Origin of the sequence: Phaeobacter sp. HS011, from assembly GCF_018101215.1 — a bacterium.
Taxonomy (GTDB): Bacteria; Pseudomonadota; Alphaproteobacteria; order Rhodobacterales; family Rhodobacteraceae; genus Phaeobacter; species Phaeobacter inhibens.
Genome location: NZ_JAGEUF010000003.1, coordinates 258,313 through 284,194 on the forward strand (window position 1 = coordinate 258,313; position 25,882 = coordinate 284,194).

A 25,882-nucleotide genomic window follows, 5' to 3' on the forward strand; every position below is an offset into this window, starting at 1 on the left:
TCCTGATGCGGCTGTTCAGCGGGCGGCAGTTGTTGATGGCGTTTGCGGCGGGCGACGCTCTGGCCAACGGGTTGCGCAGTGATACTGCTGTCCCAACGCCAGCAAATCCCGGTCTTGCCCATGTGCCGCAAAAATCTGTATCCCCATCGGCAGACCGGCCGGGCCAAACCCAGCGGGGGCAGCCAGACAGGGCAGCCCAATAAGGCTGACAGGTGTCACCACCTCCATCCAGCGATGATAGCTGTCCATTGCGGTTTCCCCGATCACCTGGGGGTAATCGAGCGCAATGTCGAACGGCCAGCATTGTGCGGTCGGCAAAACCAATGCGTCATATTGCGAGAACAGGCGCGCCGCGACCCGCTGCCAGTCCGAGCGCAGGTCCGACGCCGCCTGTATTTCCTGCCCGCTCAGGGCGAGCCCACGCTGAAGCTCCCATTGGGCACTGTCTTTCAGCTGCTGCATCTGCCCACCAAAAACCCGGAGACCCGAAGCCACGGAGAATGAGCGCAGCGTGCTCCAGCTTTGCCAGATCCGCTCCGCGGCGAAGGGCGGCGCCAGCGTCTCAACCTGATGACCCAGAGTGCGCAGGGTCTCCAACGCCGTCTCACAGGTCTCCAGGATACCCGACTCCATCGGATAGGCCCCACCCCAATCCGCCAGCCAGCCAATGCGCATCGGACGCGCCTCCGGCAAAGGCGAGACACGACGCCCCGTCCCGGCAGTGGCCGCAAGCGGCTGGCGTGGATCCGGTCCTGACATCACATCCAGCAGCAACGCCAGATCTTCCGGGCAGCGCGCCATCGGACCATTGGTCGAGAGCGGATGCAGAAACAGATCGCCCCGCGGCTCCCCCGGCACCCGCCCCCAGCTGGGCCGGAAGCCGTAGACATTGCACCACCCCGCAGGGTTGCGCAGAGATCCCATCATGTCGGAGCCATCGGCCAGCGCCACCATCCCTGTCGCCAGCGCCACCGCCGCGCCACCTGACGAGCCACCGCAGCTGCGACTGTGGTCATAGGGGTTCGCCGTGGCCCCATGGACAGGATTGAACGTATGCGAGCCAAGCCCGAATTCCGGGGTGTTGGTCTTGCCGATAAACAGAGCCCCCGCCGCCCGCAGCCGCGCCACCATCAGGTCATCCTGCTGTGGGACAAAATCCGCCAGCAAAGGCGAGCCTTGGGTAGAGCGCACGCCTGCCACATTGGCCAGATCCTTGATCGCCATCGGCAGCCCATGCAGCGGCCCCCGCGTCGTCGATCGGTCTGCCGCCGCGGCCTCCGCCATCAGCACCTCGCGGTCCCGCAGCGCCACGATTGCGTTGAGGCTGGGATTTAGCGCATCAATGCGTGCCAGCGTCTCCTCCATCAGCGCAACTGCCGTGCGCCGACCGGAAGAGATATCCTGCAGGGTCTCGCGGGCGCTGGTTGTGGTCTCACTCATCGAAAGGCGCTCCTGGATGGCCGTTAGCCGCAGCCTAGCCGGGCCAAAACACAAAGAAAACCCGCTTGCCGGGGCAAACGGGTCTCGATGAATTCAACCAGAAGGTCTGGCGCTTGCGAATCCGGGCCAGCGCGGTGGCGCGATCAGTCGCCCTGCGCCTCCGAGCGGCTCTTGCCCGCCACATTCAGCGCCAGTGTAGCCGCCATGAAGCCGTCCAGATCACCATCGAGCACCCCCTTGGTATCCGAGGTCTCATGGCTGGTGCGCAAATCCTTTACCATCTGATAGGGCTGCAACACATAAGACCGGATCTGGTTGCCCCAACCGGCATCGCCTTTCGCCTCATGGGCGGCGTTGATGTCCGCGTTCCGGCGGTCCAGCTCCAGCTGATACAGTCGCGATTTCAGCGCTTTCATGGCGATATCGCGGTTCTGGTGCTGCGACTTCTCGGAGGAGGTCACCACAATCCCGGTGGGTTCATGGGTGATCCGCACCGCCGAGTCGGTGGTGTTGACGTGCTGGCCGCCCGCGCCCGACGAACGATAGGTATCGATGCGGATGTCCGAGGGGTTCACGTCGATTTCGATATTGTCATCCACCACCGGGTAGACCCAGACCGAGCTGAACGAGGTGTGGCGCTTGGCCGCTGAATCGTAAGGCGAAATTCGCACCAAACGATGGACGCCGCTTTCGGACTTCAGCCAGCCATAGGCGTTATGGCCGGAAATCTTGTAGGCTGCGGATTTGATACCCGCCTCTTCGCCCGCGCTTTCGGACTGCAGTTCGACTTTGTAGCCTTTCTTCTCTGCCCAGCGGACATACATCCGCGCCAGCATCGACGCCCAGTCACAGCTCTCGGTGCCCCCGGCCCCGGCGTTAATTTCGAGAAAGGTGTCGTTGCTGTCGGCCTCACCATCCAGAAGCGCTTCCAGCTCCTTCTCGGCGGCTTTTTCTTTCAACGTTTTCAAGGCTGCTTCGGCGTCGGAAATGACCTCGGCATCCTCTTCCATCTCTCCCAGTTCGATCAGCTCCATATTGTCGCTGAGATCCTGTTTGATGGACTTGTAGGTGTCGATGGCGTCCACCAGCATCTGCCGGTCGCGCATCAGGGCCTGCGCCGCATCGGCGTCGTCCCACAGGTTGGGATCCTCAACGCGGGCGTTGAACTCTTCCAGGCGGAACTCGGCGGTTTCCCAATCCAGACGCTGTGCCAAAAGCTCCAGCGACTTTTCGATATCGGCCACGATGTTCTGAGTTTCGGCGCGCATGGCAATCCCTTGAAATCACGTATCAGGCCTGCGTGATAAACCACCCGCGCTCTGCGGGCAAGCCGGGGCGGCAGAGCGCGGCGCGATTGGCGCGCCACGCCACCGCACGGCATAAAACGGGCGGGGTCATGATTTCCACGCCCCGCCCCTCAGATAAGTCCGCTCACCTTAGCAGGCGTCAATAAAGCCCGCCGGAACTGATGGTGCCAAACGTGGCCTTTGGTCCCAGAACAGCAGTGCCGCCATCCGATGTGGTCACACGGCGCGCCGACTGCGCGGCTTCCTCAAACAGCGGCAGGTTTGACCCCATCGCAAAGCCACCGTCAAACGCCAGACCAAAGATCGGCTCGGCGCCATCGCGGAAATACTCTGCCACCACATTGCCACCCGAGGCCGCATCAGCAAGGCGTGCGCCGGTATAGCGGTCGATCTTGATGAAATGACCGCCCTCTGGCACGGCGAATTTACCCCCACCGTATTTTGCAGTCGCTTTCTGCATGAACTGCTGGAACACCGGGCCGCACATTGTGCCCCCGTAGGCCCCGCGCCCCATCGGACGCGGCTGGTCAAAGCCCATGTAGCACCCCGCCACAATATTTGAGGTAAAGCCGACAAACCACACATCGCGCGAGTCGTTGGTCGTCCCGGTTTTGCCCGCAGTGGGCACCGGCAGGTTGATCACGCTTGAGGCGGTGCCGCGATCGACCACCCCCCGCATCATTGAGGTCAGCTGATAAGCCGTGATCGGATCCATGACCTGCTCGCGGTTATCCACGATCCGGGGCGCCTGTCCCGCCGCCAGCGCGGGCGAGGCACAGTCAACGCAGTCGCGGTCATCATGGCGATAGATGGTTTCGCCCCGGCGGTCCTGAATCCGGTCCACCAGCGTCGGCTGCACCCGTTCGCCGCCATTGGCAAACATCGCATAGGCCGCCACCATCTTATACAGTGTGGTTTCCTCCGCCCCGAGTGAGTTGGCCAGAAACGCCCCCATATTGTCATAGACACCAAAGCGTTCGGCATAACCCGCAACCACTTCCATGCCGACTTCCTGTGCCAGACGAATGGTCATCAGGTTCCGGCTCATCTCGATCCCGGTGCGCAGCGGCGTTGGGCCGTAAAATTTATTGGTAGAGTTTTTCGGACGCCACAGCCCCTGCGGGGTGTTGATCTCAATCGGGGCATCCACAACGATTGTGGCGGGGCTATAGCCGCTGTCCAGCGCTGCCGCATAGACAAAGGGTTTGAAGCTGGACCCCGGCTGGCGCTGCGCCTGTGTGGCGCGGTTGAACACCGAATGCTGGTAGGAGAACCCACCCTGCATGGCCAGAACGCGGCCCGTGTTCACATCCATCGCGACAAAGCCGCCCTGAACCTCGGGCACCTGACGCAGCGACCAATGTTGCAGTGCGCCGTCTTTCTCCACGGCGCGGACCAGTACCACGTCGCCCGCGGAAATATTGTCCTTGAAGCTGCCCTTCATCCATTTGATGTCCGAGCGCGGGACCGATCCGATCTCGGCCACATCTTCGATCCCCACACGCAGGCTCTGGTCGCCGACCTCCAGCGCCACCGCCGGATGCCACTTGCCGCCCAGATCAATGTCGCGGGGCACCGAGGCGTTGCTCAACGCCGCACGCCAGCTCTCTTCCGAGGCCAGCGCCTCCGCATCAAGGGTCACACCGGTGCCGCGCCAGTTCCCGCGCGAACGGTCGTATTTCTCAAGCCCTGCGCGCAATGCCGATGCGGCTTCGGTCTGCATTTCCTCGTCGATGGTGGCACGCACAGTAAAGCCACCGGTGAAGAATTCCCCTTCGCCAAAGTCTTCGGACAGCTGGCGGCGGATTTCATCGGTGAAGTAGTCCCGCGGCGGCAGCGCGGTGCGGAAACTGTCGAAATCACCATTCTGGACCGAGCGCAGCGGCTGATCGACCTCGACCTTGTAAACCGCATCAGAGATATAGCCGTTTTCGCGCATTTCACGCAGCACGTAGTTGCGGCGGTTCAGCAAGCGCTGTTTCTGACGCACCGGATGGTAGTCGGAGGGCGCTTTGGGCATGGATGCCAGCGTCGCGGCCTCATGCGGGGTCAGTTCGCTCAGCGTCTTGTTGAAATAAGTCTGCGCCGCAGCTGTCACCCCATAGGAGTTCTGACCCAGAAAGATCTCGTTCATGTAGAGCTCTAGAATCTTGTCTTTGCTCAGCGTTTCCTCAAGCCGGGAGGCGAGGATCAGTTCCTTGACCTTACGCTCTGCCTTGCGGTCGCCGGACAGAAGAAAGTTCTTCATCACCTGCTGGGTGATGGTGGAGGCGCCGCGCACGTTTGATCCTCGCGACCGCACCGCCTCAACCGCAGCAGCGGCGATGCCGCGCATGTCATAGCCCTTGTGGCTGTAGAAGTTTTTGTCTTCAGCCGAAATGAAGGCCTGTTTCACCAGATCGGGAATTTCTTCCGACGGGGTGAACAGGCGGCGTTCCTGGGCAAATTCGTCAATCAGCGCCCCTTCGCCGGAGTAGATCCGGCTGATGGTCGGCGGCTGATACTGCGCCAGGGATTCGTGGCTGGGCAGATCCCGGCCATAGATCCAGAACACCGCACCAATGGTCAGGGCAATCATTGCGATGCCCAGCGTGATGGTGCTGAAGATGGAACCAAAGAACGATAGAATAAATCTGACCACAGTAGAGCCTTTCTCGCGCAGTGCCGCCTATATAGGTGCAGCGGCGCGTGGGGTCAAAACGGGAAACGGCATATTGATGCCGCCGACCCGGAGAAAACAGGGGGAAAGCATGGATGGCTGTCCCCGGATAACAAACCTCACATCCGCCTCATTGGTTCCGCTCTCACGCAGCTGACCGACATCGACAGACGGTCTCGCCGTTGGCAACAACCAACCACCGGAGGTTATTGACGCACCAGCGGGCGCGTCTCCTCATCCGCGATGCGCCAGGACAACAGCCCGTTCAGAATGCCCCGCGCCGTGCGCTCGCGCCATTCCGGGTCCATCAGATTGGCAAGATCACGGGGGCTGGACAGGAAACCAACTTCCACCAGAGCCGATGGGATATCGGCTGATTTTAGCACAGAAAACCCGGCTTCGCGCAGCGGTCGGCGGTTCATTGCCCCGCCCTGGCTCTTCAGCCCCTTTACCAACGCCCGCGCCAGCGCCTGACTGCGGGGATGAGTCTCTACCCGCGCCAGATCCAGCAGCACATCCGTCACCCGGTCATCGGCCTGGCTCAGATCGGTGCCCGCCAGCAGATCGCCCCGCTCCTGCCGCTCCACCAGCGTTGCAGATGCCGCATCAGAGGCATCGTCAGACAGCGTATACACCGTGGTGCCATGGGCACGCCCTTCCGATAGGCTGTCAGCATGCAGCGACAGGAACAGATCCGCCTTGGCCTGATGCGCCAGCGCAATCCGCCGCTCAAGCGAGACAAAATAATCGTCATCCCGCGTCAGCTGCACATTGAACTGCCCAGAGCGAACCAGCATCTCCCCCAGCTCAATGGCGAATTGCAGCATCAGATCCTTTTCCTGCACCAGCCCTCCCTGAAGGAAGGCTTCCGCCCCCGGATCAATACCACCATGGCCCGGATCAATGACGATCAGCAGAGGGGCCAGCGAATCCTTTGCTTCGCGCGCGATCATCGGGGTGGGCGCGGGCAGATCCCAGCGGGCATCGCGTGGCGCGCCGGTCGTAGCGGCAAACTCCTCGGCCGTGGTCTCGCGCAACGCCACCGACAGTCGGGCCGCCGCCGTCACCGGATCGATATCCATCGCTGCCGTGTCAATCTGCATCGGCTGCGCCAGCGCCAGCACCAGCCGCGACCACCCCGGCACATAGGTTCCGAATTGCGCAGCGGTAATGCCATCTTCCGTGACCAGTGCCTGAGCACTCAGACCACTCCAGTCGACCTCCTGAAAATCCAGCACCACACGCGGCGGCGCAGCCAGCGTGAACAGCCGATACGGCACGCCCTGGCTTAGCCCCAAGGTGATATCCGTCCCGGAGCGGCGGTCCTCCGCCCCGGTTCCCTGCGGCTCGATCCGCGCGAGGCCGCTAAACCCCTGTGGCACCTGTGAGATCACTTGCGGTGTTGGCGTGCCGACCGCCTCGGCGGCGTCCTGCGCCGCCAGCGGTGCCGCCATCAAAACCGGCAGCAGCGCCGCAAGGACCATTGTTTTTCTGCTCATGGCTATTGTTCTGCCCATTGTACTGTTCTGCCCGGATCCATTTCTGCCCGCCCCTGTTGCGCCCGGTCCGGAGCAAGGGAAGAGGATGCGCCGCTTTGGCTACACAGATATTTTGCTGGCAGACTAGGCCATTGCGGGACCGGATGGCCAGCCTCATCCTGCGGCACAGCCTGCCCGATGTTCAGGGCTAGAGACCTAGCCCCTCCGCGCCGCCATGAAGGTGGTCAGCCGTGCCAGCCCCTCCTCCATATCGGCGGTTGAGCGCGCGTAGGAAAACCGCAATGTGGTCGCGCCACGCTTGGGATCAAAATCCAGCCCCGGCGTCACCGCCACCCCGGCCTCGTCCAGAATTTCCTTGGCAAAGGCGCGGCTGTCATGGGTCAACTCAGACACATCTGCATAGACATAGAACGCCCCATCCGGTGGCGCGATCCGATCAAAACCTGCTTTTGGCAGACCTTCCAGCATCAGCGCGCGATTGCGCGCATAAACGGCGAGATTGCCCTCAAGCTCGTCGCGGCAATCCATCGCCGCCAAAGCCGCCACCTGACTTGCATGGGGCGCACAGATGAACATGTTCTGGGCGATGCGTTCGACCACCCGCACGTGATCCTCCGGCACCACCATCCAGCCAACGCGCCAGCCGGTCATGGAGAAATACTTGGAGAACGAGTTGATTACATAGCACTCATCCGTCACCTCAAGCGCCGTCACCGCCTTCGCCTCATATTCGATGCCGTGATAAATCTCGTCCGAGATGAACGCCGCCCCCTGCCCCTGTGCCGCGTCGATCAAGGCCGCCATCGCAGGTTTGTCCAGCATGGTGCCGGTGGGATTGGCCGGAGAGGCCACCATCAGCCCCGCCAGATCCAGCTCCGTCAAATCCTGCGGCACCGGTTGCAGGCGGTGATCCAGCGAGGTCTCAATATCAACGGGTGTCAGCCCCAGCGCATGCAGGATCTGACGGTAGGAGGGATAGCCCGGCGCGCCGATGCCCACCCGGTCACCACTGTCAAACAGCGCCGTAAAGCTGAGCAGGAAAGCTCCGGATGATCCGGGGGTAACCACCACCCGCTCAGGGTTCAGATCAACATTATACCATTCGCCATATAACTGCGCGATCCGTTTGCGCAGCGCAGGCAGACCCAGCGCCACAGTGTAGCCCAGACTGTCGTGATCCAAGGCCTTGGCCAGCGCTTCACGCGCGGCAACGGGCGCGCCAGTGGACGGCTGGCCCACCTCCATATGGATGATGTGGCGCCCTGCCTCTTCGGCGCGGCGGGCGGCCTCCATGACATCCATCACAATGAAGGGATCGACGTTGGACCGGCTTGAGTTTCGCATGTTGATCTCCCATGGTGCGGCCATGACCTTTGACCGCTTCTCCCGCCTCGCGTCAATCCCGGCTCTGGCCCTTGCTGCGCTCTGTTTCGTCGCGGGATCCCTGGCGTCATCCGCGCAGGCAGCCTCGATTTCGCTGCTGCGTGATCCCGATATTGAACGCGGGCTGAATGAGCTGGCAGCCCCAGTACTGCGCGCCGCAGGTCTGAATGCGAAACGGGTCCGGGTGCTGGTCGTCAATAATGGTTCCTTCAATGCCTTCGTCGTCGATTCTCAAACGATTTTCATCCATTACGGGCTGATCCTAAAGGTAGACCGCCCCGAGATGCTGCAAGCCGTGATCGCCCATGAGGCGGCCCATATCACCAATGGCCACTTGTCCCGGCGGATGCAGAATATGCGTTCGGCTCGCTCTGCAGCTGGCCTTGGGGCTGCACTTGCTGTCCTGGCTGCCGCCGCTGGCGCAGGCGAGGCCGCAGCAGGTATCGCCCTTGGCACGCAATCCTCTGCCCTGCGCGGGTTTCTGGCCCACACCCGCGCCGAGGAAGCCTCCGCCGACCGCACCGCTGCAGGCATCTTGCAACGAGCCGGGGTCAGCCCGCGCGGGTTGGTCGATGTCCATAAGATCTTTGCCGGGCAAGAGCTGCTAAGCCCGGTCAATCAGGATCCCTACATGCGTTCGCATCCGCTTAGCCGCGACCGGATCCGCGCCGCCGAAGCCTATCTGGCAAGCCATGGCGACACTGCCAAACCCGATGCCAATGCGATCTATTGGTTCGCCCGGGTGCGCGGCAAGCTGTCGGCCTTTACGCGCTCACCCAAATGGACCCTGCGCCGTGTCGCGGATGAGCCTTACAAGGACGTGCGCCTGATGCGAGAGGCCATCGCCCATCATCGACGCAACGACCTGAACAAGGCTCTGCGCGCTATCGACGGCGCCCTCGCCCTGCGCCCGTCTGATCCCTATTATCAGGAGTTGAAGGGCCAGATCCTGATGGAGAACCGCCGCTGGCAACCAGCCCTTGCCGCCTATAGTCGCGCGGTGCAACAGGCGGGACGTGACCCGCTGATCCTCGCCAGTCTTGGGCGCGCGCAATTGGCTTCAGGCCGGCCCAAGGCGGCAATCAAGTCGCTGGAAGCCGCCCGCGCACGGGATTTTCGCAATGCCGCAATGCTGCGGGACATGGCGCAGGCCTACGCGAAACTTGGCCAGTCCGGCATGGCTGCACTGGCCACCGCCGAACGCTATGCGCTACAGGGACGGCTGAAGGACGCAGGGCTGCATGCCAAACGCGCAACCGCCCAACTGCCCACCGGATCCACTGCCTGGCGGCGTGCACAAGACGTGCTGATCGCTGCTGAACAAAACGAAAAAAGGAAATCAAGATGACCCGTTTGACCCGCCTCCCCGCAGTTTCTGCCGCGGCACTGGCCCTTGGGCTGATGGTTGCCCCTGCTGTTCAGGCGCTGGATCTCAGCAAGATGAGCGACGACGAGCGTGCCGCATTTGGCGCCGAGGTCCGCGCCTATCTGCTGGAAAATCCGGAGGTGATCCTGGAAGCCGTCAACAAATTGGAACAGCAGCAAGCCGCCGATGAGGCCGCCCGTGATGATGCGCTGGTCTCTGAAAACCTGACAGCGCTGCATGAGGACGGCTATTCCTGGGTCGGCGGCAATCCCAATGGCGATATCACCTTGGTGGAATTCATGGATTATCGCTGTGGCTACTGCCGCCGCGCCGCCCCCGAGGTCGAGCAGCTGGTATCAGGTGACGGCAATATCCGCCTGATCATCAAGGAATTTCCGATCCTGGGCGAGGCCTCGGTGCTGACCTCCCGCTTTGCCATCGCCACCCGGCTGGTGGCTGGGGATGACGCCTACAAGGACGTCCATGACGCGCTGATCACCCTCAGCGGTGAGCCAAATGAGGGCACATTGCGCCGTCTCGCCGAAGGGCTGGATCTGGACGCGGATGCGATCCTCGCGCGGATGTCCGATCCCGAAATCGCGCGTCAGCTGCAAGACACCCGCGCCCTGGCGCAGCAGCTGGCAATCTCCGGCACACCGACCTTCGTTCTGGGCGATGAGCTGCTGCGTGGCTATCTGCCTGCTGACCAGATGGAAATCATGGTCGCCGATATTCGCGAAAAGCGCAGCTGACTTTTCTGGGGCGCAGCGCAGGTCGGCCCCAGACACAGGGCGAACTGGGGGCCAGCCCCCAGACCCCCGGAGTATTTCGGGAAAGATGACAGGCAAAACAGACAAAAGAAAGAGGGCGCTGATCTCATCACAGCGCCCTTTTGTTCATCTGTTTGTCAGTTGGTGACGCACCTATTCCGCCGCAGCTGCCTCTGCATCCAGCTGAGCCGCCTTTTTCTCCACTTCTTCGACGATATGATCCACCATCTGCGCGTTGGACATCTTATGGCTTGCCTTGCCCGCCAGATAGACCATGCCGGAGCCCGCACCGCCGCCGGTGAAGCCGACATCCGTCATCAGCGCCTCGCCCGGGCCATTCACCACACAGCCGATGATGCTGAGGCTCATCGGGGTTTTCACATGCTCCAGGCGTTTTTCGAGCGCCTCGACCGTCTTGATCACATCAAACCCCTGCCGAGCACAGCTGGGGCAGGAGATGATATTGACGCCGCGGTGGCGTAGGCCGAGGGATTTCAGGATTTCAAAGCCCACCTTGACCTCCTCCACCGGATCGGCAGAGAGGCTGACCCGCAGGGTGTCACCGATGCCCATCCACAACAGCTGGCCGAGGCCGATGGCGGATTTGATGGTGCCGGAAACAAAGCCACCCGCCTCGGTGATGCCAAGATGGATCGGCGCATCGGTTGCCTCGGCCAGCTGCTGGTAGGCGGCAGCGGACATGAAGACGTCGGAGGCTTTCACCGATATCTTGAATTCGTGGAAATCATGGTCTTGCAGTATGCGGATATGATCGAGGCCCGACTCCACCATCGCCTCCGGACAGGGTTCCCCGTATTTGTCCAGAAGATGTTTTTCCAGCGACCCCGCATTCACCCCGATGCGAATGGAGCAATTGTGATCCTTGGCTGCTCTGATCACCTCGGCCACGCGTTTCTCATCACCGATATTACCCGGGTTGATGCGCAGGCAGGCGGCCCCGGCCTCAGCCGCTTCGATGCCGCGTTTGTAGTGGAAATGGATATCGGCAACGATGGGCACCGGGCTTTCGCGAACGATCTCCTTCAGTGCCCTGGAGGACGCCTCATCCGGGACCGACACCCGGACAATATCCGCGCCGGCCTCGGCTGCGGCCTGAACCTGCGCCACCGTTGCGGCCACATCGGTGGTCGGCGTATTGGTCATAGTTTGTACCGCAATCGGTGCATCGCCGCCGACAGGCACATTGCCCACATGGATCTGGCGGCTCTTGCGGCGTTCGATATGGCGCCAGGGGCGAATATGGTTGATCGACATGAGGTCCGGTCCGCGCTGTTCAGGGTTCCGGGCATAGATACGCGCAGTCTGGCGCGGCTTCAATGGTGGGTGGGCATTCCTGCAAGGATCGGGCCAGATGTCGCAAGCGGGCAGGCAATCAGATCGACGGTGCAGGTGATACGGGCGCCGTGACACCACCCGATTTCCGGTCGACACGTTGACGGTCAACTCGCCTATGGTCTACTCGCTGATGGTCTCGACCGGGTCGACGGGCAGGCTGCTGGCCTGCAATTCCGCCACCAGCGTGGCGAGCGCGCTGTTGCGATCTTCGCTGAGGTCGGCGAGCGCAAAACGCTCGGTGAGCGCATCCGAGGACAGCACCACATTCTTGGTCACCTGCCCCCGATCGCCGACCGGGCCGTAATGGGCGCCGTTCACCGCAAAATAGATCGCGCCGCTTTCGCCTGTGCGCAGCAAAGGTGCCTCTTCAGTGGCGGGGATTTCAAAATGCTGGCCCGGTTCCATGATGGTTTCGAAAATCACACTGCCATCCACGGCGGTGACCTGCACCCAGGAGGGGCGCACCGCAACCATCTGCAGGGCCGGCGCCGTTTCTTCGACAACCTGCGGCATCGCAGGCAGCGGCGCCTCGGCACTGAGGCTGGCATCCGCCAGCACAACCGACGGCAGCTCCGGCATGGCAAAATTGCCAAAGCCGCGCGGATCAAGGGTGGCAATCGGGCCGTCGCGAGGCACCAGAACCGGCACATCCAACGCCTGCGGACGGTAGAGCCGATCAAGCGCCTCCAGTGCGGGATCCTCATTCTGGACTTCCGCGTCACGGCTCGCCCCCGCCAGCGGATCCAGATCGGCCAACACGATGGGGGTCTGCTCAACCGGTGCCATCTGCACCTGCTGCACTTCCTTCAGGACGGCCCACCCGCCATAGCCGATGCCGCCGATCAGCGCGACCAGCACCGCAAGTGAGCCTACCGCACGCAGCTCGATCTGGCTGAAGACGCCGCTGGCTGCGGGAACAAAGGGGGTATTGGGCGAGGTGAACGCATCACTGCGCAACCCACCCATGCCGGTTGCAATCGGCGCACCGGCGGATTTGCGCACCGAGGCCTCTGCCGACATGCCGTGGGCAACCTGAAACCCACTCTCCTGACAGAAACTGTCGAACGTGGTGTCGGGGTTCATATTGAGATAACGCGCATAAGACCGCACATAGCCCGCAATAAAACCCGGCGTGTCAAAGACAGTCGGGTCAGAATTCTCGATAGCAGCGATATAGGAGGCTTTGATCCGCAGCTCACGTTGGACATCCAGCAGCGACTTGCCCATCGTGGCCCGCTCACCGCGCATAATGTCACCCAATCGAAGCTCGTAATCGTCAAAGCTTCGCGGCCCTGTCGATTCGTCGTGCGTCTTCGATTTGCGCTGAGTAAGGCGCCCGATCATGCCTGCTGTCCCATTTTAGCCTGCCGTATTCGACATTCAGGACGTCACCGATCCGCCTTATGCGATTCGCCTGCGCCCTTTGATTATGATCATACTACCATAATCTTACCAATTTGACACAGAGCTATGAATCAGCCCGCCATTTCGGCACGATTCAGCGCACAATGTGACCAGAGCGCGTCCATCGCCTTGACCAGCGCGTCGATCTCTTTCGGGCCATGCACCGGAGAGGGGGTAAAGCGCAGCCGTTCGGTGCCGCGCGGCACTGTCGGGAAGTTGATTGGCTGGACGTAAATCCCGTGATCTGACAACAGCATATCGCTCAGTTTCTGGGTATGAACCGGATTGCCAACGATCACCGGCACAATATGGCTGCCGTGATCAATGATTGGCAGGCCAAGCCCCTTCAGACGCATCTTCAGGATACGCGCTTGCAGCTGATGCTGTTCGCGCAATTCCGGCGCGGTCTTGAGGTAGGCAACCGAGGCCGCCGCCCCTGCCGCAACCGCAGGCGCCAGCGAGGTGGTGAAGATGAAGCCCGGCGCGTAAGAGCGGATCGCGTCACACATTTTTGCCGATGCGGCGATATAGCCCCCCATCACACCATAGGCCTTCGCCAGGGTACCGTTTACGATGTCGATGCGGTCAATCAGACCATCCCGCTCAGTGACGCCGCCGCCACGCGCACCATACATGCCAACCGCATGCACCTCATCGATATAGGTGAGCGCGCCAAATTCCTCCGCCAGATCACAGATCTCCGCAATCGGACCAAAATCCCCATCCATGGAGTAGACCGATTCAAAGGCGATCAGCTTCGGCGCAGCAGGGTCCGCCGCTGCCAGCAACTCCCGCAGATGCGCCACATCATTGTGGCGGAAAATACGCTTGGCACCACCGTTGCGCCGTACGCCTTCGATCATCGAGGCGTGGTTCAGCGCATCGGAGAAAATGATGAGACCGGGAAACAGTTTTGGCAGCGTGCTCAGCGTCGCATCATTGGCGATATAGGCCGAGGTGAACAGCAGCGCCGCTTCTTTCTGGTGCAGATCGGCCAGCTCAGCTTCCAGCTGCTTGTGATAGACAGTGGTGCCCGAGATATTGCGGGTGCCGCCGGACCCTGCGCCGGTGGCGTCAATGGCGCCATGCATGGCCTCCAGCACAACAGGGTGTTGCCCCATGCCCAGATAGTCATTGCCACACCAGACGGTGATATCCTGTTTGCTGCCATCCGGACGGGTCCAGACGGCATGTGGAAACTGGCCGTTCTGCCGTTCGATGTCGATGAATGTCCGATAGCGACCTTCCGTGTGGAGCTGATCAATCGCTTGGTCGAGTTTCGCGGTATAGTCCACCGGCATCTCCATGGCATAGTTGGCACCAACGGATCTGGTGCAAGCTGTGGTCAGGCTGATATATTCACGTTACCGAATAGATAACCCGAACCCTCCGTTTGATCAATCAAATACGCCGAGGGAGCGGACACAGCCTTGATGCAGGTCAAATAGACCTTTGCGCCCCGGGCAGCAAGAATTGTAACGCCTGTTTGACGCTACAATCCGACGCATCCCCGCCCCTCCGGATCATTTTTGCGCCGCTCTGGCCCCTGCCCACAGGCGCTGCTAGGGTCCGGCCAAAGCCAATCAACAACTGCAGGAGCCCCCTGAATATGTCTCTGAACGACGTCCTGGACCGGATTGACACCGATCTTGATGCTGCCACCAAACGGCTGATGGACTTGCTGCGCATCCAGTCGATTTCCACCGATCCCGCATATAAGGCCGATTGCGACAAAGCCGCCGATTGGCTGGTGGCCGACCTGCGCTCGATCGGGATCGACGCGGAAAAACGCATCACCCCCGGCCATCCGATGGTGGTGGGCCACGTCGGCCCGCAGGACGCAGACCTGCCGCATGTGCTGTTTTATGGTCACTACGACGTGCAACCGGTGGATCCGCTGGACCTGTGGAACACCCCGCCGTTTGAGCCGCAGCTGGAAGAGACCGCGCGTGGCACCGTCATTCGCGGCCGCGGCGCGTCCGATGACAAAGGCCAGCTGATGACATTTGTCGAGGCCTGCCGCGCCTGGCAGGCGGTCAATGGCACTCTGCCCTGCCGCATCACCTTCTTCTTTGAGGGCGAAGAAGAAAGCGGCTCCCCCTCCCTCGTCCCCTTCATGGAACAGCACGCCGCTGAGCTGAAGGCGGATCTTGCTCTGATCTGCGACACTTCCATGGTCTCTCGTGGCGTCCCCTCGATCTCCTCGCAGCTACGCGGCATGCTGAAGGACGAATTCACCCTGATCGGCCCGCGGATCGACCTGCACTCTGGCCACTACGGCGGCCCCGGCCTGAACCCGCTGCGCGAACTCAGCCGCATTGTCGCGTCTTTCTATGACGAAGACACCGGCAAGGTCGCGGTTGAGGGCTTCTATGACGGCGTGCATGAGGTGCCAGAGGATCAGCTGCGCCAGTGGGAGGGCTGCGGTTTTGAAGAGCAGGACTATCTCACGAACGCAGGCTACACCCAATCCCACGGCGAAAAGGACCGCTCGGTGCTGGAACAGCAGTGGGCGCGGCCGACGCTGGAGGTGAACGGCCTCTGGGGTGGCTATAATGGTGCTGGCTCCAAAACCGTGATCCCGTCTGAGGCCCATTGCAAGATCACCTGCCGCCTGGTCGGGGACATGGACCCGGATGCGCTGCGCCTGAAGATCCGCAAACATGTCGAGGACCGGCTGAAGCCCGACACCCAGGTAAAATGGGACAATGATCTGGAGGGCTCGCGCGCCTCGGTGATGAACATCTCCCGCCCCGAGTTCGAGGCCGCCCGTGGTGCGTTGTCGGATGAATGGAACCGCGAAGCGGTGTTCTGCGGTATGGGCGGCTCGATCCCCATTGCAGGCTTCTTCAAATCGATTCTGGGCATGGATGCGATGCTGATCGGCTTTGCCAATGAAGATGACGCGATCCACTCCCCCAATGAGAAATACGATCTGGAAAGCTTCCACAAAGGCATCCGCTCCTGGGCCCGCGTGTTGGACGCGCTGACCAAGGCATAAGATCACCAGTGGTGCGCCCCGGCGCGCACCACTGACACGCCCCTCAGGCAGATCAAAAGCACAACAGAACATCACCACGAAAGCAAAAACCCTTCCGAAGAAGGGTGCGTTCATCCACAAATTTAGGGAAGAAAGTGGCGCGGTTGACGGGGCTCGAACCCGCGACCCCCGGCGTGACAGGCCGGTACTCTAACCAACTGAGCTACAACCGCGCATGGGCCTTTCGGCAGATCAGACGCAGGCGCCTGACATATGTTCCCCTCCGGGGCGGACCCTGATCATCAGGGCAGATTTGAAAGTGGCGCGGTTGACGGGGCTCGAACCCGCGACCCCCGGCGTGACAGGCCGGTACTCTAACCAACTGAGCTACAACCGCGCATTTACTTTCATCTGGATCCCTTAACCCGGATCCGGGGCGGACAGCAGTGGCGCGGTTGACGGGGCTCGAACCCGCGACCCCCGGCGTGACAGGCCGGTACTCTAACCAACTGAGCTACAACCGCTTGCTGTTCCATCCAACGTCGCCGCTGAATGTTGGGCTGTAATATTCGCAGCACCGAGGGATCGTCAAGCGGTGTTTTGGCATTTTCTCCGGTTTCCGTGAAAAAAAACGAAACCACCGCCAACAGGCCGACTAACCCATTGTTTTTCCGAAATTCCCATCTCGCGCCCCGCCGAAGACCAGGGATAGTCCATCCAGAAAATCACAGTCGACCTCAGGCCACGCGGATCACGGACCCAACCGGCGACAACAACAGCGCCATCCAGCCGCAGGGTGCCACAGACAGCACCGGTGGCACGCCACACCAGAGCCGCGCCACCGGTCATTCCTGATCAGTTGGAGATCACCATGACACCGGCCGTCCCCCGGCCCTGCTCACGGATAAACTGCAGCTGATTTCCAGAGACGCCGATTTTCTGACAATCCGTACCCCGCTCCGGCTGCTTACCGATCCGCACATTGCGGCACCACAGGGCGCCATTCCATTACCATGCGCCAACCAGTTTGCCCTGCTGTGTCTTTCCCTTGATCTTACCATTGGGCAGGATCTGCATGCTCCCCCAATCAGCGCTCAGCGTCTTGCCGCTAACCAGAGCAAGGAAATCAGCCTCAGTTTTCACATGTTTGAAGGACCCCGCCTCGCCTGCGACCGGCACAGCCAGCAGAACAGACACAACAATTGAAAGGATCGCCTTATACGTCATCACAGAAACTCCAAATCATAGACTTGATACAAATTCTCCCGACGTCAGCTGACAAAATCATCAGGGGAGAACCAACAGCCTAGCGCGAGATGGCGTAACCGGCAAATTCAGCCGCCGCCCCGCCGTTCAATGATCAAAAAAAGAATGATTTAAGGACGTCAGCGATCGACCTCAGGCCACAACCAAATCGCAGGCAATCAGGCGTTGGCAGAGCAAAAGCATTAGGAATTCAAGGGGGTATATGGTGGGTCGTGAGAGGCTCGAACTCCCGACATCTTCGGTGTAAACGAAGCGCTCTACCAACTGAGCTAACGACCCGGTGAGCGGGGATTTAGAGAATCCACGCGCTGGACGCAAGAGGTAAATCGCAGAAATCTGCGAAAAAGTCATCGCCTTAGCGCAGCACCTGCTCGCCGCCGTCAGCCAACTGATAGATGCAGCCCTGCTCGTTCGGCAGCGCCGCCATTTCCGCGCGCGACAAGCCGCAGATCACCCCGCGCAGAACCTGTCCCCACAGCCCATGCGCCACCACAACAGTCGGCTCACTCAGCCCGGTCAGGAAATCCGTGATCCGGGCCTGAAACGCGTCGAACCCCTCGCCCTGTGGCGCGGCGCAGAACAAATCAAGGTTCAGCGGATTGGCGGCATAAATCTCCGGGTACTCAGCCGCGACCTCTTGTCGTGTCAGCCCCTGAAACACGCCGGCCTGCGCCTCGGCCAGCCGCGCATCGGTGATGAAGGGCTGATCGCCAAGCGCAATCCGCGCGGTCTGCTGCGCCCGCCCCAACGGCGAGACGTAGCAGGCAGGCCCCTGCGCCAGAATCGGCGCCATCAGGCCCGCCTGCTGCTGGGCGTGTTCAATCCCCAAGGGGCTGAGTTTTGATTCCAGCTGACCTTGAATGCGCCCTTCGGCGTTCCACTCCGTCTGCCCATGCCGCAGAAACCAGATTTTCGGATATGCCATGCCTGCCCTCATTGCTGCTTCGCCCCTAGGCGTTGCCGCAACATCTAGACAGGTTTTCTGAGGCAGGGAAGAGCGCGCGCAGCAAGACGACGCGCCATCGGAAAGCGCACAAAACCATCAAATCGAAAGAGAATGGTGGGTGATAAGAGATTTGAACTCCTGACATCTTCGATGTGAACGAAGCGCTCTACCACTGAGCTAATCACCCTTGGCGGCGGTCATACCGCCCGATGCGCGCCACTGCAAGAGGGCCGGATCGAAAAAACCAACTGCCCCGTCATTTTTGCCCGGCCCGCGAGGTCGCCCGACACTGCCGGACCAACAGCCCTGCCCGCCAACCACTAGTCCAGCGGCAGCACATTGCGACAGATCATCGTGCGCAGGGTAAAGCTGGAGCGGGTGTTGCGAATGCCGGGGACGCGCATCAGGCGATGCTCCAGAAACTGGTCGAAATCGGTCAGATCCTGCGCGACGACACGCAGCAAAATATCACGGCTCCCCGTCATCAGATAGCATTCCATCACCTGATCAAAGCGCCGCACCGCCGCCTCAAAGGCCTGCAACCCCTCGGTGGACTGTCGCTCCAGCTCCACCGCGACAAAGATGGTGACCGGCAACCCCACTTCGGTCTGGTCCACCCGCGCCGAATAGCCCGAAATCACCCCGCTCTCTTCCAGATTGGCGACCCGCCGGGCGCAGGGCGTCGCGGACAGGCCGACCTTCTCCGCTAGCTCGGCAATTTTCATCCGCCCGTTCTCCTGAAGCGCGGCCAATATCTTGCGGTCAATGGTATCCACGTCTTTCCCCTCATTTATCGCCACATATTAGCGATTAGCTCTAAAATTGACAATTGGGGCGCGCCATTTTAGAGGAAATCCGCGGTTCCCTGACGGTATTCTCTGGCGAAATGGAGGAGCAATCCAAAAATGACAGCCACAATCACCCCCGTCGCCACATCGACACATGAAGAAATCTACCGGGTCGAGGATGCCTCGGTTGGCCTCACTGGTTTTATTGCCGTGCATTCCACGTTGCTTGGCCCGGCGGCTGGCGGGTTGCGGATGCGCCCCTACGCCAGCGCCGAAGAGGCCCTGACCGATGTCAAGCGTCTGAGCGAAGGCATGACCTATAAGAACGCGGCTGCGGGCCTCGCGCTCGGCGGTGGCAAAGCGGTGATCATCGGCGATCCTGCGACCCAGAAAACCCCTGAGCTGCTGCGCGCCTTTGCCCGCGCAATCGACAGTCTGGATGGCCGCTACATCACAGCCGAAGATATGGGCATGAGCCCCGAGGATATGGCAATCCTGGCCGAGGAAACCACCTCCGTCGCCGGGCTGGCCGATGGAGAATACGCCTCCGGCGACCCCTCCCCCATCACCGCGCGCGGCATCTTCAACGCGATCCGCACGGCGTGGGAACATAAGACCGGTCAGATCGACCTCACCGATCGGGTTGTTTCCGTTCAGGGGCTGGGTCACGTGGGCTGGTACCTCTGCGACTTCCTCAACAAGGCCGGTGCCAAGCTGATCGTCACCGATGTGAACACGGCGCAGGTCACCCGCGCGGTAGAGGCCTTCGGCGCCACAGCCGTCGCCCCGGATGAGATCTATGCGGTTGAGGCGGATATCTTTGCCCCCTGCGCCATTGGCAGCATCCTCAACAGCGACACCATCCCGCAGCTGAAGGTGGCTCTGGTGGCCGGTGGCGCCAACAACCAGCTGGCCTCCTCCGAGGACGCGATCGCCCTGCACCAGCGCGGCATTCTCTACGCCCCCGATTTCGTGGCCAATGGTGGCGGCATCATCAATGTGGCGACAGAAATCCAGAAAATCGGCAACCGCAACAGCTTTGTCGCGGACCGGCTGGAGGCGCTTGAGGTGACCATGGCAGCAATCCTGGCTCAGGCTGCCGCGGATGATGTCAGCCCCGACGCCGTCGCCATCGCCACGGTGCAGGCGAAGATGACGCCAAAGGCCGCCTAGGCCACGGTGACGCCAATCGACGCCCCACTGCTGCGGGGCCGTCGTTCAACCCCGCCACCAAAGAGCGGGCGCCAGGCGGAAGACCCCGGTATATTCGGGGGAATAACACCAAGCAGAGAAAGAGTGCAGCCCAGATGGGTTGCCCTTTTTTGTGGCCAGCGGGTCCCCGTGCAGACAGACGTTGAACCAGATCGCCATTCAGGCGTTTGATGATACCAGCACAGAGAACACCCCAAGGAGAACCGCATGCCCCTGTTCCACCCCGACAATCGCAACCGCAGCGATCAGCACAAGAAGATCTACGCCTATTGCGAAATTGCCTACACCATTGTCGATGTCTCGGCTGCAGTGCTGTTCGTGGTGGGCAGTGTGCTGTTTTTTCAGGAAGCGACGACCTATGCCGGCACCTGGCTGTTTCTGATCGGATCCATCCTCTTCGGGCTGCGCCCCACCATCAAACTCTACCGCGAATATACCTATCTGCGGATGGGCGACTATGAGGATATCACCCGCAAGTGAGATAGCGCCCGCTTTGCCCCTCTGACGTGTTGACACCTGAAACTGCATGCACAGGGCGCCAGTGGCTCCAATGACGCCCATCTTTGCAATCCGATACACGGGTGGGCGTCAATTCGATCACCGAAGGCGCAGGGCGGAACCGTCATTCACTGCGGGACTTCAACCAGCCGCTTTAAGATCCAATGCCCCAATCATCCAGCGTCATGCTGAAGCATGAGATGTTCGGCCGTCTCGATATGGGGTTTCCAGAGAGCCTCCTCCGTATCAAAGACCTCTTTGAAAGTGGACATGTTTTCAGGCTCATCGCTGATAATCACCCAACCCTGCGGGGCAACAACGCCTATCAGGCGCCTAAGAACCGCAACCCGGCTGTCGGCAGACAGCAGGTGCAGGGTGCGATCTATCAATAGAACGTCAAACTGCCCAACCGGCTGGAAATTTGTGATATCTGCAACGATCCCATCGACGTTGAGGTTTTCACGGTTGCCCGCCGAGACCAGATCTTTGATCCCACTTGGTGCGATATCAACACCAACGACAGAATGGCCCAATCTCGCAATAAAAAGAGCGTCACGCCCCTGACCGCAGCCAATATCAAGAACGCGCAGACCATCGCCCGCCAGCGTGCTGAAAAACTCCACAATCTCCGACGACGGAGCGCCGAGCGCATGCGCTGTGGAACTGTAAAGGCGATCAAAATTGAACTGAGTGTCTTTGCGAAACATCGCGGTGTCGGGGTCGGAATGGTCGGGGACCTGTTTAAAACCATTCTTTTGCAGTGCTTTTGCGGATGCAACATTCCCAGGTGCAACACCAGCCAACAGCTGGGTCCCCTCCCCCAGATCCTGATACCAGGCGACCAATCCGCCGATCAATTCTGATGCGAAGCCCTTGCCCCACACGATTTCGGAAAAGAGATATCCGATATGAACCGTCGGCGGATATTCCGCGTCACCGGAGGGTGCCAAGATGAGGAGGCCAATGAGGCTCGCATTGCCATCGCGGATCGTAAGCACATGGCTCTCTGCATGTCTGGCAGCAATCCAGTCCGAAATAGCGGCCTCGCCATCAGCGAGCTGCATGGGTTCCGGCAGGCTCTTCAGGACAGGTGGTGTCAAGATGGCTGCCAGCTCCGCTGCAAATGCCTGCTTTTCTTGCTCAGAGCCAAGGGCCGTATCCCAGGATTCAATGCAAAGCCTGTCGGTTTCAAACTTCATTTCACGGACCATCGGGCGCCCTCCAACTTCGGTGATGTTCCCCACACGTGGACTTGACACGGTGGAATTATACGTTAGTTAGGAAGACGTACTAAATGATGGATGTCAAGGTGACCCTCGAACAATTCCTCCAGTTGGCGCATCGGCGCTGCCAGCGCTCATGGGCTGAACTCAGCGCAGAGCTCAGATTAAGTCACAACGAGTTTGAGTATCTGCGCGCCATCCGAGATCAGGAAGACAAAACCACCGACAAAGACAACCACGGCCAACACCTTCAGGATGTTGTAAATGATCTGGGGGTGAGGAAATCATCCGCCAGTGCGATGGTCCTGAAGCTGGAAGACAGAGGCTTGGTTGCCCGCTTCCCCTGCCGCTATGATGCCCGCGCGCAGCACATCATCCTGACCGAAGCCGGCCAGGCATTGTTGGCGAGTGGTGAGAGGGTCTATGAGGCCGTCGCACGTGAGCTGGCGTCCGAACTGCCCGGCAGCATAACCCGGGCGTTTGATCAAAAGGGATAAAATCGAAAACGCAGCATTTATCCAAATTAGTACGTCCTGCTAACTACCTAAACAGGAAATGAAATGACGTTCGAACTCACACTCTTGGGCACCGCCATCCACATCTTGATTTGGGAGAAGCTGCCAGAATGGGGGACCTGGTTCAAAACCCTCATTTCGCTGCTCCCAAGTCCCCTTCGCACGCTGTACGAGCAATGGCATTGCCCGTTCTGCGCTGGATTTTGGATCGCATTGGCTCTTCACTGGATGACCGGCTTCTGGACAATTCCCGAACTGAATGAACTCTCCACTCGTCTGGGGACGGTGGGAACACCTGTCGCATGGATCCTGGACGCTCTGGCAACAGCAACTTTGATCTATACAGCGATCATCGCCCTAAAGGCCGTAGGTCTGCCCGCGATGAAAGCACATATGATGAAGGAAGATTTCCTGACCTCAGCTTTTGGGGACGGATCGGCGACAACGGACTGACGACATGTCGTCGATCGGCGCCGTGAAACGGTTGTCCGCGTGGCCTGCCGGGTTGCTCCGCCTAGGCACCACGCTGTCATCCACGTTGTGCCGGAAGACACATATAATCCTGCCTTCTCAACACCATAAACGACATCGGGCGACCCCGGAAGGGTCGCCCGTTTATCATTATCCGTTGCGGATTGATCTCAGATCATACGAGCAGCGCCCGCAGCCGGATCAATGGGCCGTGGCCCCTGCCGCATCGTCAGGCGCGCCCAAGGCGGCCTTGGCTGCGGCGGCAGCTTCCTCTGCGGCCTCATCCCATTCGATGGGTTCGGGCGTATCGGTCAGCGCATGTTTCAGCACCTCGGACACGTGGCTGACGGGGATGATGGTCAGCCCCTCTTTCACATTGTCCGGGATATCCGGCAGGTCTTTTTCATTCTCCTGCGGGATCAGTACAGTCTTGATACCACCACGCAGCGCTGCCAGCAGTTTCTCCTTCAGGCCGCCAATGGCCGTCGCGTTGCCACGCAGCGTGACCTCACCGGTCATGGCGATGTCCTTACGGACCGGAATGCCGGTCAACACCGACACAATCGCAGTCACCATCGCCAGACCCGCGCTTGGACCATCTTTTGGCGTGGCGCCATCCGGGACGTGCACGTGGATGTCGATCTTGTCGAATTTTGGCGGTTTCACCCCAAGCTGCGGTGAAATCGAACGCACATAGCTTGAGGCCGCCTCAATCGACTCCTTCATCACATCGCCCAGCTTCCCGGTGGTCTTCATCCGACCTTTGCCCGGCAGGCGCAGCGCCTCGATGCTCAGCAGTTCACCGCCAACCGAAGTATAGGCCAGACCGGTCACAACACCGACTTGGTCCTCTTTCTCGGCCAGACCGTAGCGATATTTCGCAACGCCAAGGAAATCATCCAGATTATCCCCGGTGACAGAGACGGTTTCTGCCTCTTTCTTCACGATCTTAGTCAGCGATTTCCGCGCCACCTTGGCGATTTCACGCTCCAGGTTCCGCACGCCCGCCTCACGGGTATAGGTGCGGATGATCTCGGTCAGCGCCTCATCGGTCAGCTCGAATTCCTTGGCCTTCAGACCATGGTTCTTCACCTGTTTGGAAATCAGGTGCTGCTTGGCGATCTCGCGCTTTTCATCCTCGGTGTAGCCGGACAGCGGAATGATCTCCATCCGGTCCAGCAGAGGACCCGGCATATTGTAGCTGTTCGAGGTGGTCAGGAACATCACGTTCGACAGGTCATATTCCACTTCCAAATAGTGGTCCATGAAGGTCGCGTTCTGCTCCGGATCCAGCACTTCCAGCATCGCCGAAGCCGGATCGCCCCGGAAATCCTGCCCCATCTTGTCGATTTCATCGAGCAGGATCAGCGGGTTGGTGGTTTTGGCCTTTTTCAGCGCCTGAATGATCTTGCCGGGCATGGAGCCAATATAGGTCCGACGATGACCGCGGATCTCGCTCTCATCGCGCACGCCACCCAGCGAAATGCGGATGAACTCGCGACCGGTCGCTTTGGCCACCGATTTGCCAAGCGATGTTTTACCGACACCCGGAGGGCCGACGAGGCACAGGATCGGGCCTTTCAGCTTGGCAGAGCGCTGCTGCACCGCGAGATACTCGACAATGCGTTCCTTGACCTTTTCCAGACCATAGTGATCCGCATCCAGAATGTCCTGAGCGCGGCTCAGGTCTTTTTTCACACGCGATTTGGTGCCCCAGGGCAGCGCCAGAATCCAGTCGAGGTAGTTGCGCACGACTGTGGCCTCTGCCGACATCGGCGACATGTTTTTGAGCTTCTTCAGCTCGGCCTCAGATTTTTCACGCGCCTCTTTGGAGAGCTTGGTTTCAGCGATCTTCGCTTCCAGCTCGGCCACCTCGTTAGAGCCGTCCTCACTGTCGCCCAGCTCCTTCTGAATGGCCTTCATCTGCTCATTCAGGTAATATTCGCGCTGGGTCTTCTCCATCTGCGTCTTGACGCGAGTCTTGATCTTCTTCTCGACCTGCAGTACCGACAGCTCACCCTGCATCAGGCCATAGACCTTCTCCAGACGTTCGCTGACCGACAGGGTCTCCAGCAGGTCCTGCTTGTTGTCGACTTCAATGCCCAGATGGCCAGCGACCAGATCCGCCAACTTGGCCGGTTCGGTGGTCTCGCCGACCGCGCTCAGCGCCTCTTCGGGGATATTCTTGCGGACCTTTGCATAGCGCTCGAACTCATCGCCGACGGTGCGCAGCAGCGCCTCAACGGTGGTGACATCGCCGGGCATCTCGGTCAGGTACTCTGCCCGCGCCTCAAAGAAATTGTCGTTTTCCAGATATTCGGTGATCTTCACCCGCGCGTGGCCTTCGACCAGCACCTTCACGGTGCCATCGGGCAGTTTCAGCAGCTGCAGCACATTGGCTAGAACACCGACGTTGTAGATGCCATCAGATTGCGGATCATCCTCTGCCGGGTCGATCTGACTGGACAGCAGGATCTGCTTGTCATCCGTCATCACCTCTTCGAGGGCACGCACTGATTTGTCCCGTCCGACAAACAGCGGCACGATCATATGCGGGAACACAACGATATCGCGCAGCGGCAGGACGGGGTAGGATGAATTGAGTGGCTCTTGCATACTCGGTCCTTCGATTTGGCAAGACGCCCCCGCCCCGATCAGTCGGCAGCTCTGGTGCGTCTCCTCATGGCTTTGTTATCTGGTGCAGCAGGAGAAGGATTTCAACCGCCGTGCCTCAATGTTTGGGATCACATTGCCCGCAGCGCGTCCGGACCACAAGAGCGCAAATGGACACAAGGATAC

20 protein-coding genes and 5 tRNA genes are annotated in these 25,882 nt (G+C 60.3%); 7 read left to right on the forward strand and 18 right to left on the reverse strand.

Annotated features, from left to right (window positions below; translation table 11 throughout):
* Positions 1 to 15 precede the first annotated feature (15 nt).
* From J4721_RS07200 to J4721_RS07220, 5 genes are all read right to left on the reverse strand, one after another.
* Complete coding sequence (locus J4721_RS07200) at positions 16 to 1,440, reverse strand: amidase (protein ID WP_102854860.1); 1,425 nt, start codon at positions 1,438 to 1,440, stop codon at positions 16 to 18.
* 143 nt (positions 1,441 to 1,583) lie between these two features.
* Positions 1,584 to 2,708 (reverse strand): peptide chain release factor 2, encoded by a 1,125-nt coding sequence (gene prfB / locus J4721_RS07205; RefSeq protein WP_014875029.1) that lies wholly within the window; start codon positions 2,706 to 2,708, stop codon positions 1,584 to 1,586.
* Positions 2,709 to 2,886: 178 nt separating this feature from the next.
* Positions 2,887 to 5,388, reverse strand: coding sequence for a PBP1A family penicillin-binding protein (locus J4721_RS07210; RefSeq protein WP_211002395.1), 2,502 nt, complete (start codon positions 5,386 to 5,388; stop codon positions 2,887 to 2,889).
* Between the two features lie 224 nt (positions 5,389 to 5,612).
* Positions 5,613 to 6,923 (reverse strand): N-acetylmuramoyl-L-alanine amidase, encoded by a 1,311-nt coding sequence (locus J4721_RS07215; RefSeq protein WP_211002394.1) that lies wholly within the window; start codon positions 6,921 to 6,923, stop codon positions 5,613 to 5,615.
* A 177-nt stretch (positions 6,924 to 7,100) separates the two neighbouring features.
* On the reverse strand, positions 7,101 to 8,249 hold the full coding sequence (locus tag J4721_RS07220; protein WP_211002393.1) for a pyridoxal phosphate-dependent aminotransferase: 1,149 nt from the start codon (positions 8,247 to 8,249) through the stop codon (positions 7,101 to 7,103).
* On the opposite strand from J4721_RS07220, the gene J4721_RS07225 reads away from it, so the two are divergent.
* Positions 8,248 to 9,636: a M48 family metalloprotease gene (locus tag J4721_RS07225; protein ID WP_211002493.1), complete on the forward strand. Its 1,389-nt coding sequence runs from the start codon at positions 8,248 to 8,250 to the stop codon at positions 9,634 to 9,636. The genes J4721_RS07220 and J4721_RS07225 overlap by 2 nt on opposite strands.
* A complete protein-coding gene (locus tag J4721_RS07230) occupies positions 9,633 to 10,406 on the forward strand; it encodes a DsbA family protein (RefSeq protein ID WP_211002392.1) in 774 nt (257 codons plus the stop codon). Before J4721_RS07225 ends, J4721_RS07230 begins: the two co-directional genes overlap by 4 nt.
* Positions 10,407 to 10,577: 171 nt before the next feature.
* Here the strand turns inward: J4721_RS07230 and ispG are convergent, their stop codons facing one another.
* The 3 genes from ispG to hemA form a co-directional block, all read right to left on the reverse strand.
* Positions 10,578 to 11,699 carry a flavodoxin-dependent (E)-4-hydroxy-3-methylbut-2-enyl-diphosphate synthase gene (ispG, locus tag J4721_RS07235; protein ID WP_014875035.1) on the reverse strand — a complete coding sequence of 374 codons (1,122 nt, stop codon included), beginning with the start codon at positions 11,697 to 11,699 and terminating at the stop codon, positions 10,578 to 10,580.
* A 201-nt stretch (positions 11,700 to 11,900) separates the two neighbouring features.
* Entirely contained in the window at positions 11,901 to 13,124 is a 1,224-nt protein-coding gene (locus J4721_RS07240; protein ID WP_014875036.1) for a helix-turn-helix domain-containing protein, read from the reverse strand.
* Between the two features lie 131 nt (positions 13,125 to 13,255).
* On the reverse strand, positions 13,256 to 14,479 hold the full coding sequence (hemA, locus tag J4721_RS07245) for a 5-aminolevulinate synthase (RefSeq protein WP_044040941.1): 1,224 nt from the start codon (positions 14,477 to 14,479) through the stop codon (positions 13,256 to 13,258).
* Positions 14,480 to 14,793: 314 nt separating this feature from the next.
* Here hemA and J4721_RS07250 point away from each other — a divergent pair, with 314 nt between their 5' ends.
* Positions 14,794 to 16,185 (forward strand): M20/M25/M40 family metallo-hydrolase, encoded by a 1,392-nt coding sequence (locus J4721_RS07250; RefSeq protein ID WP_211002391.1) that lies wholly within the window; start codon positions 14,794 to 14,796, stop codon positions 16,183 to 16,185.
* Between the two features lie 135 nt (positions 16,186 to 16,320).
* Here the strand turns inward: J4721_RS07250 and J4721_RS07255 are convergent.
* The 8 genes from J4721_RS07255 to J4721_RS07290 all read right to left on the reverse strand — a co-directional run bounded on the left by J4721_RS07255 (position 16,321) and on the right by J4721_RS07290 (position 19,152).
* Positions 16,321 to 16,397 (reverse strand) — tRNA-Asp (locus J4721_RS07255).
* Between the two features lie 87 nt (positions 16,398 to 16,484).
* Positions 16,485 to 16,561: transfer RNA gene (locus J4721_RS07260), tRNA-Asp, on the reverse strand.
* 50 nt (positions 16,562 to 16,611) lie between these two features.
* Positions 16,612 to 16,688: transfer RNA gene (locus tag J4721_RS07265), tRNA-Asp, on the reverse strand.
* A gap of 484 nt (positions 16,689 to 17,172) precedes the next feature.
* Positions 17,173 to 17,391: a hypothetical protein gene (locus tag J4721_RS19725; RefSeq protein ID WP_247655933.1), complete on the reverse strand. Its 219-nt coding sequence runs from the start codon at positions 17,389 to 17,391 to the stop codon at positions 17,173 to 17,175.
* 242 nt (positions 17,392 to 17,633) lie between these two features.
* Positions 17,634 to 17,709, reverse strand: a tRNA-Val gene (locus tag J4721_RS07275).
* A 76-nt stretch (positions 17,710 to 17,785) separates the two neighbouring features.
* On the reverse strand, positions 17,786 to 18,367 hold the full coding sequence (locus tag J4721_RS07280) for a histidine phosphatase family protein (protein WP_102854868.1): 582 nt from the start codon (positions 18,365 to 18,367) through the stop codon (positions 17,786 to 17,788).
* Between the two features lie 121 nt (positions 18,368 to 18,488).
* Positions 18,489 to 18,563, reverse strand: a tRNA-Val gene (locus tag J4721_RS07285).
* Positions 18,564 to 18,696: 133 nt separating this feature from the next.
* Positions 18,697 to 19,152, reverse strand: coding sequence for an Lrp/AsnC family transcriptional regulator (locus J4721_RS07290; RefSeq protein WP_014880375.1), 456 nt, complete (start codon positions 19,150 to 19,152; stop codon positions 18,697 to 18,699).
* 129 nt (positions 19,153 to 19,281) lie between these two features.
* Here J4721_RS07290 and J4721_RS07295 point away from each other — a divergent pair, with 129 nt between their 5' ends.
* A complete protein-coding gene (locus tag J4721_RS07295) occupies positions 19,282 to 20,337 on the forward strand; it encodes a Glu/Leu/Phe/Val dehydrogenase (RefSeq protein WP_211002390.1) in 1,056 nt (351 codons plus the stop codon).
* 246 nt (positions 20,338 to 20,583) lie between these two features.
* Positions 20,584 to 20,856: a YrhK family protein gene (locus tag J4721_RS07300; RefSeq protein ID WP_211002389.1), complete on the forward strand. Its 273-nt coding sequence runs from the start codon at positions 20,584 to 20,586 to the stop codon at positions 20,854 to 20,856.
* Between the two features lie 191 nt (positions 20,857 to 21,047).
* Here the strand turns inward: J4721_RS07300 and J4721_RS07305 are convergent, their stop codons facing one another.
* Positions 21,048 to 22,085 (reverse strand): bifunctional GNAT family N-acetyltransferase/class I SAM-dependent methyltransferase, encoded by a 1,038-nt coding sequence (locus J4721_RS07305; protein WP_211002388.1) that lies wholly within the window; start codon positions 22,083 to 22,085, stop codon positions 21,048 to 21,050.
* Between the two features lie 83 nt (positions 22,086 to 22,168).
* Between J4721_RS07305 and J4721_RS07310 the strand changes: the two genes are divergently transcribed.
* Together J4721_RS07310 and J4721_RS07315 are read left to right on the forward strand one after the other, a co-directional pair.
* Positions 22,169 to 22,594 carry a MarR family winged helix-turn-helix transcriptional regulator gene (locus tag J4721_RS07310; RefSeq protein ID WP_211002387.1) on the forward strand — a complete coding sequence of 142 codons (426 nt, stop codon included), beginning with the start codon at positions 22,169 to 22,171 and terminating at the stop codon, positions 22,592 to 22,594.
* Positions 22,595 to 22,657: 63 nt separating this feature from the next.
* Positions 22,658 to 23,065, forward strand: a complete 408-nt coding sequence (locus tag J4721_RS07315) for a hypothetical protein (RefSeq protein ID WP_014875046.1) — start codon at positions 22,658 to 22,660, stop codon at positions 23,063 to 23,065.
* 219 nt (positions 23,066 to 23,284) lie between these two features.
* On the opposite strand, the gene lon is transcribed toward J4721_RS07315, so the two are convergent.
* Positions 23,285 to 25,699 (reverse strand): endopeptidase La, encoded by a 2,415-nt coding sequence (gene lon / locus J4721_RS07320; protein WP_014875047.1) that lies wholly within the window; start codon positions 25,697 to 25,699, stop codon positions 23,285 to 23,287.
* Positions 25,700 to 25,882 lie beyond the last annotated feature (183 nt).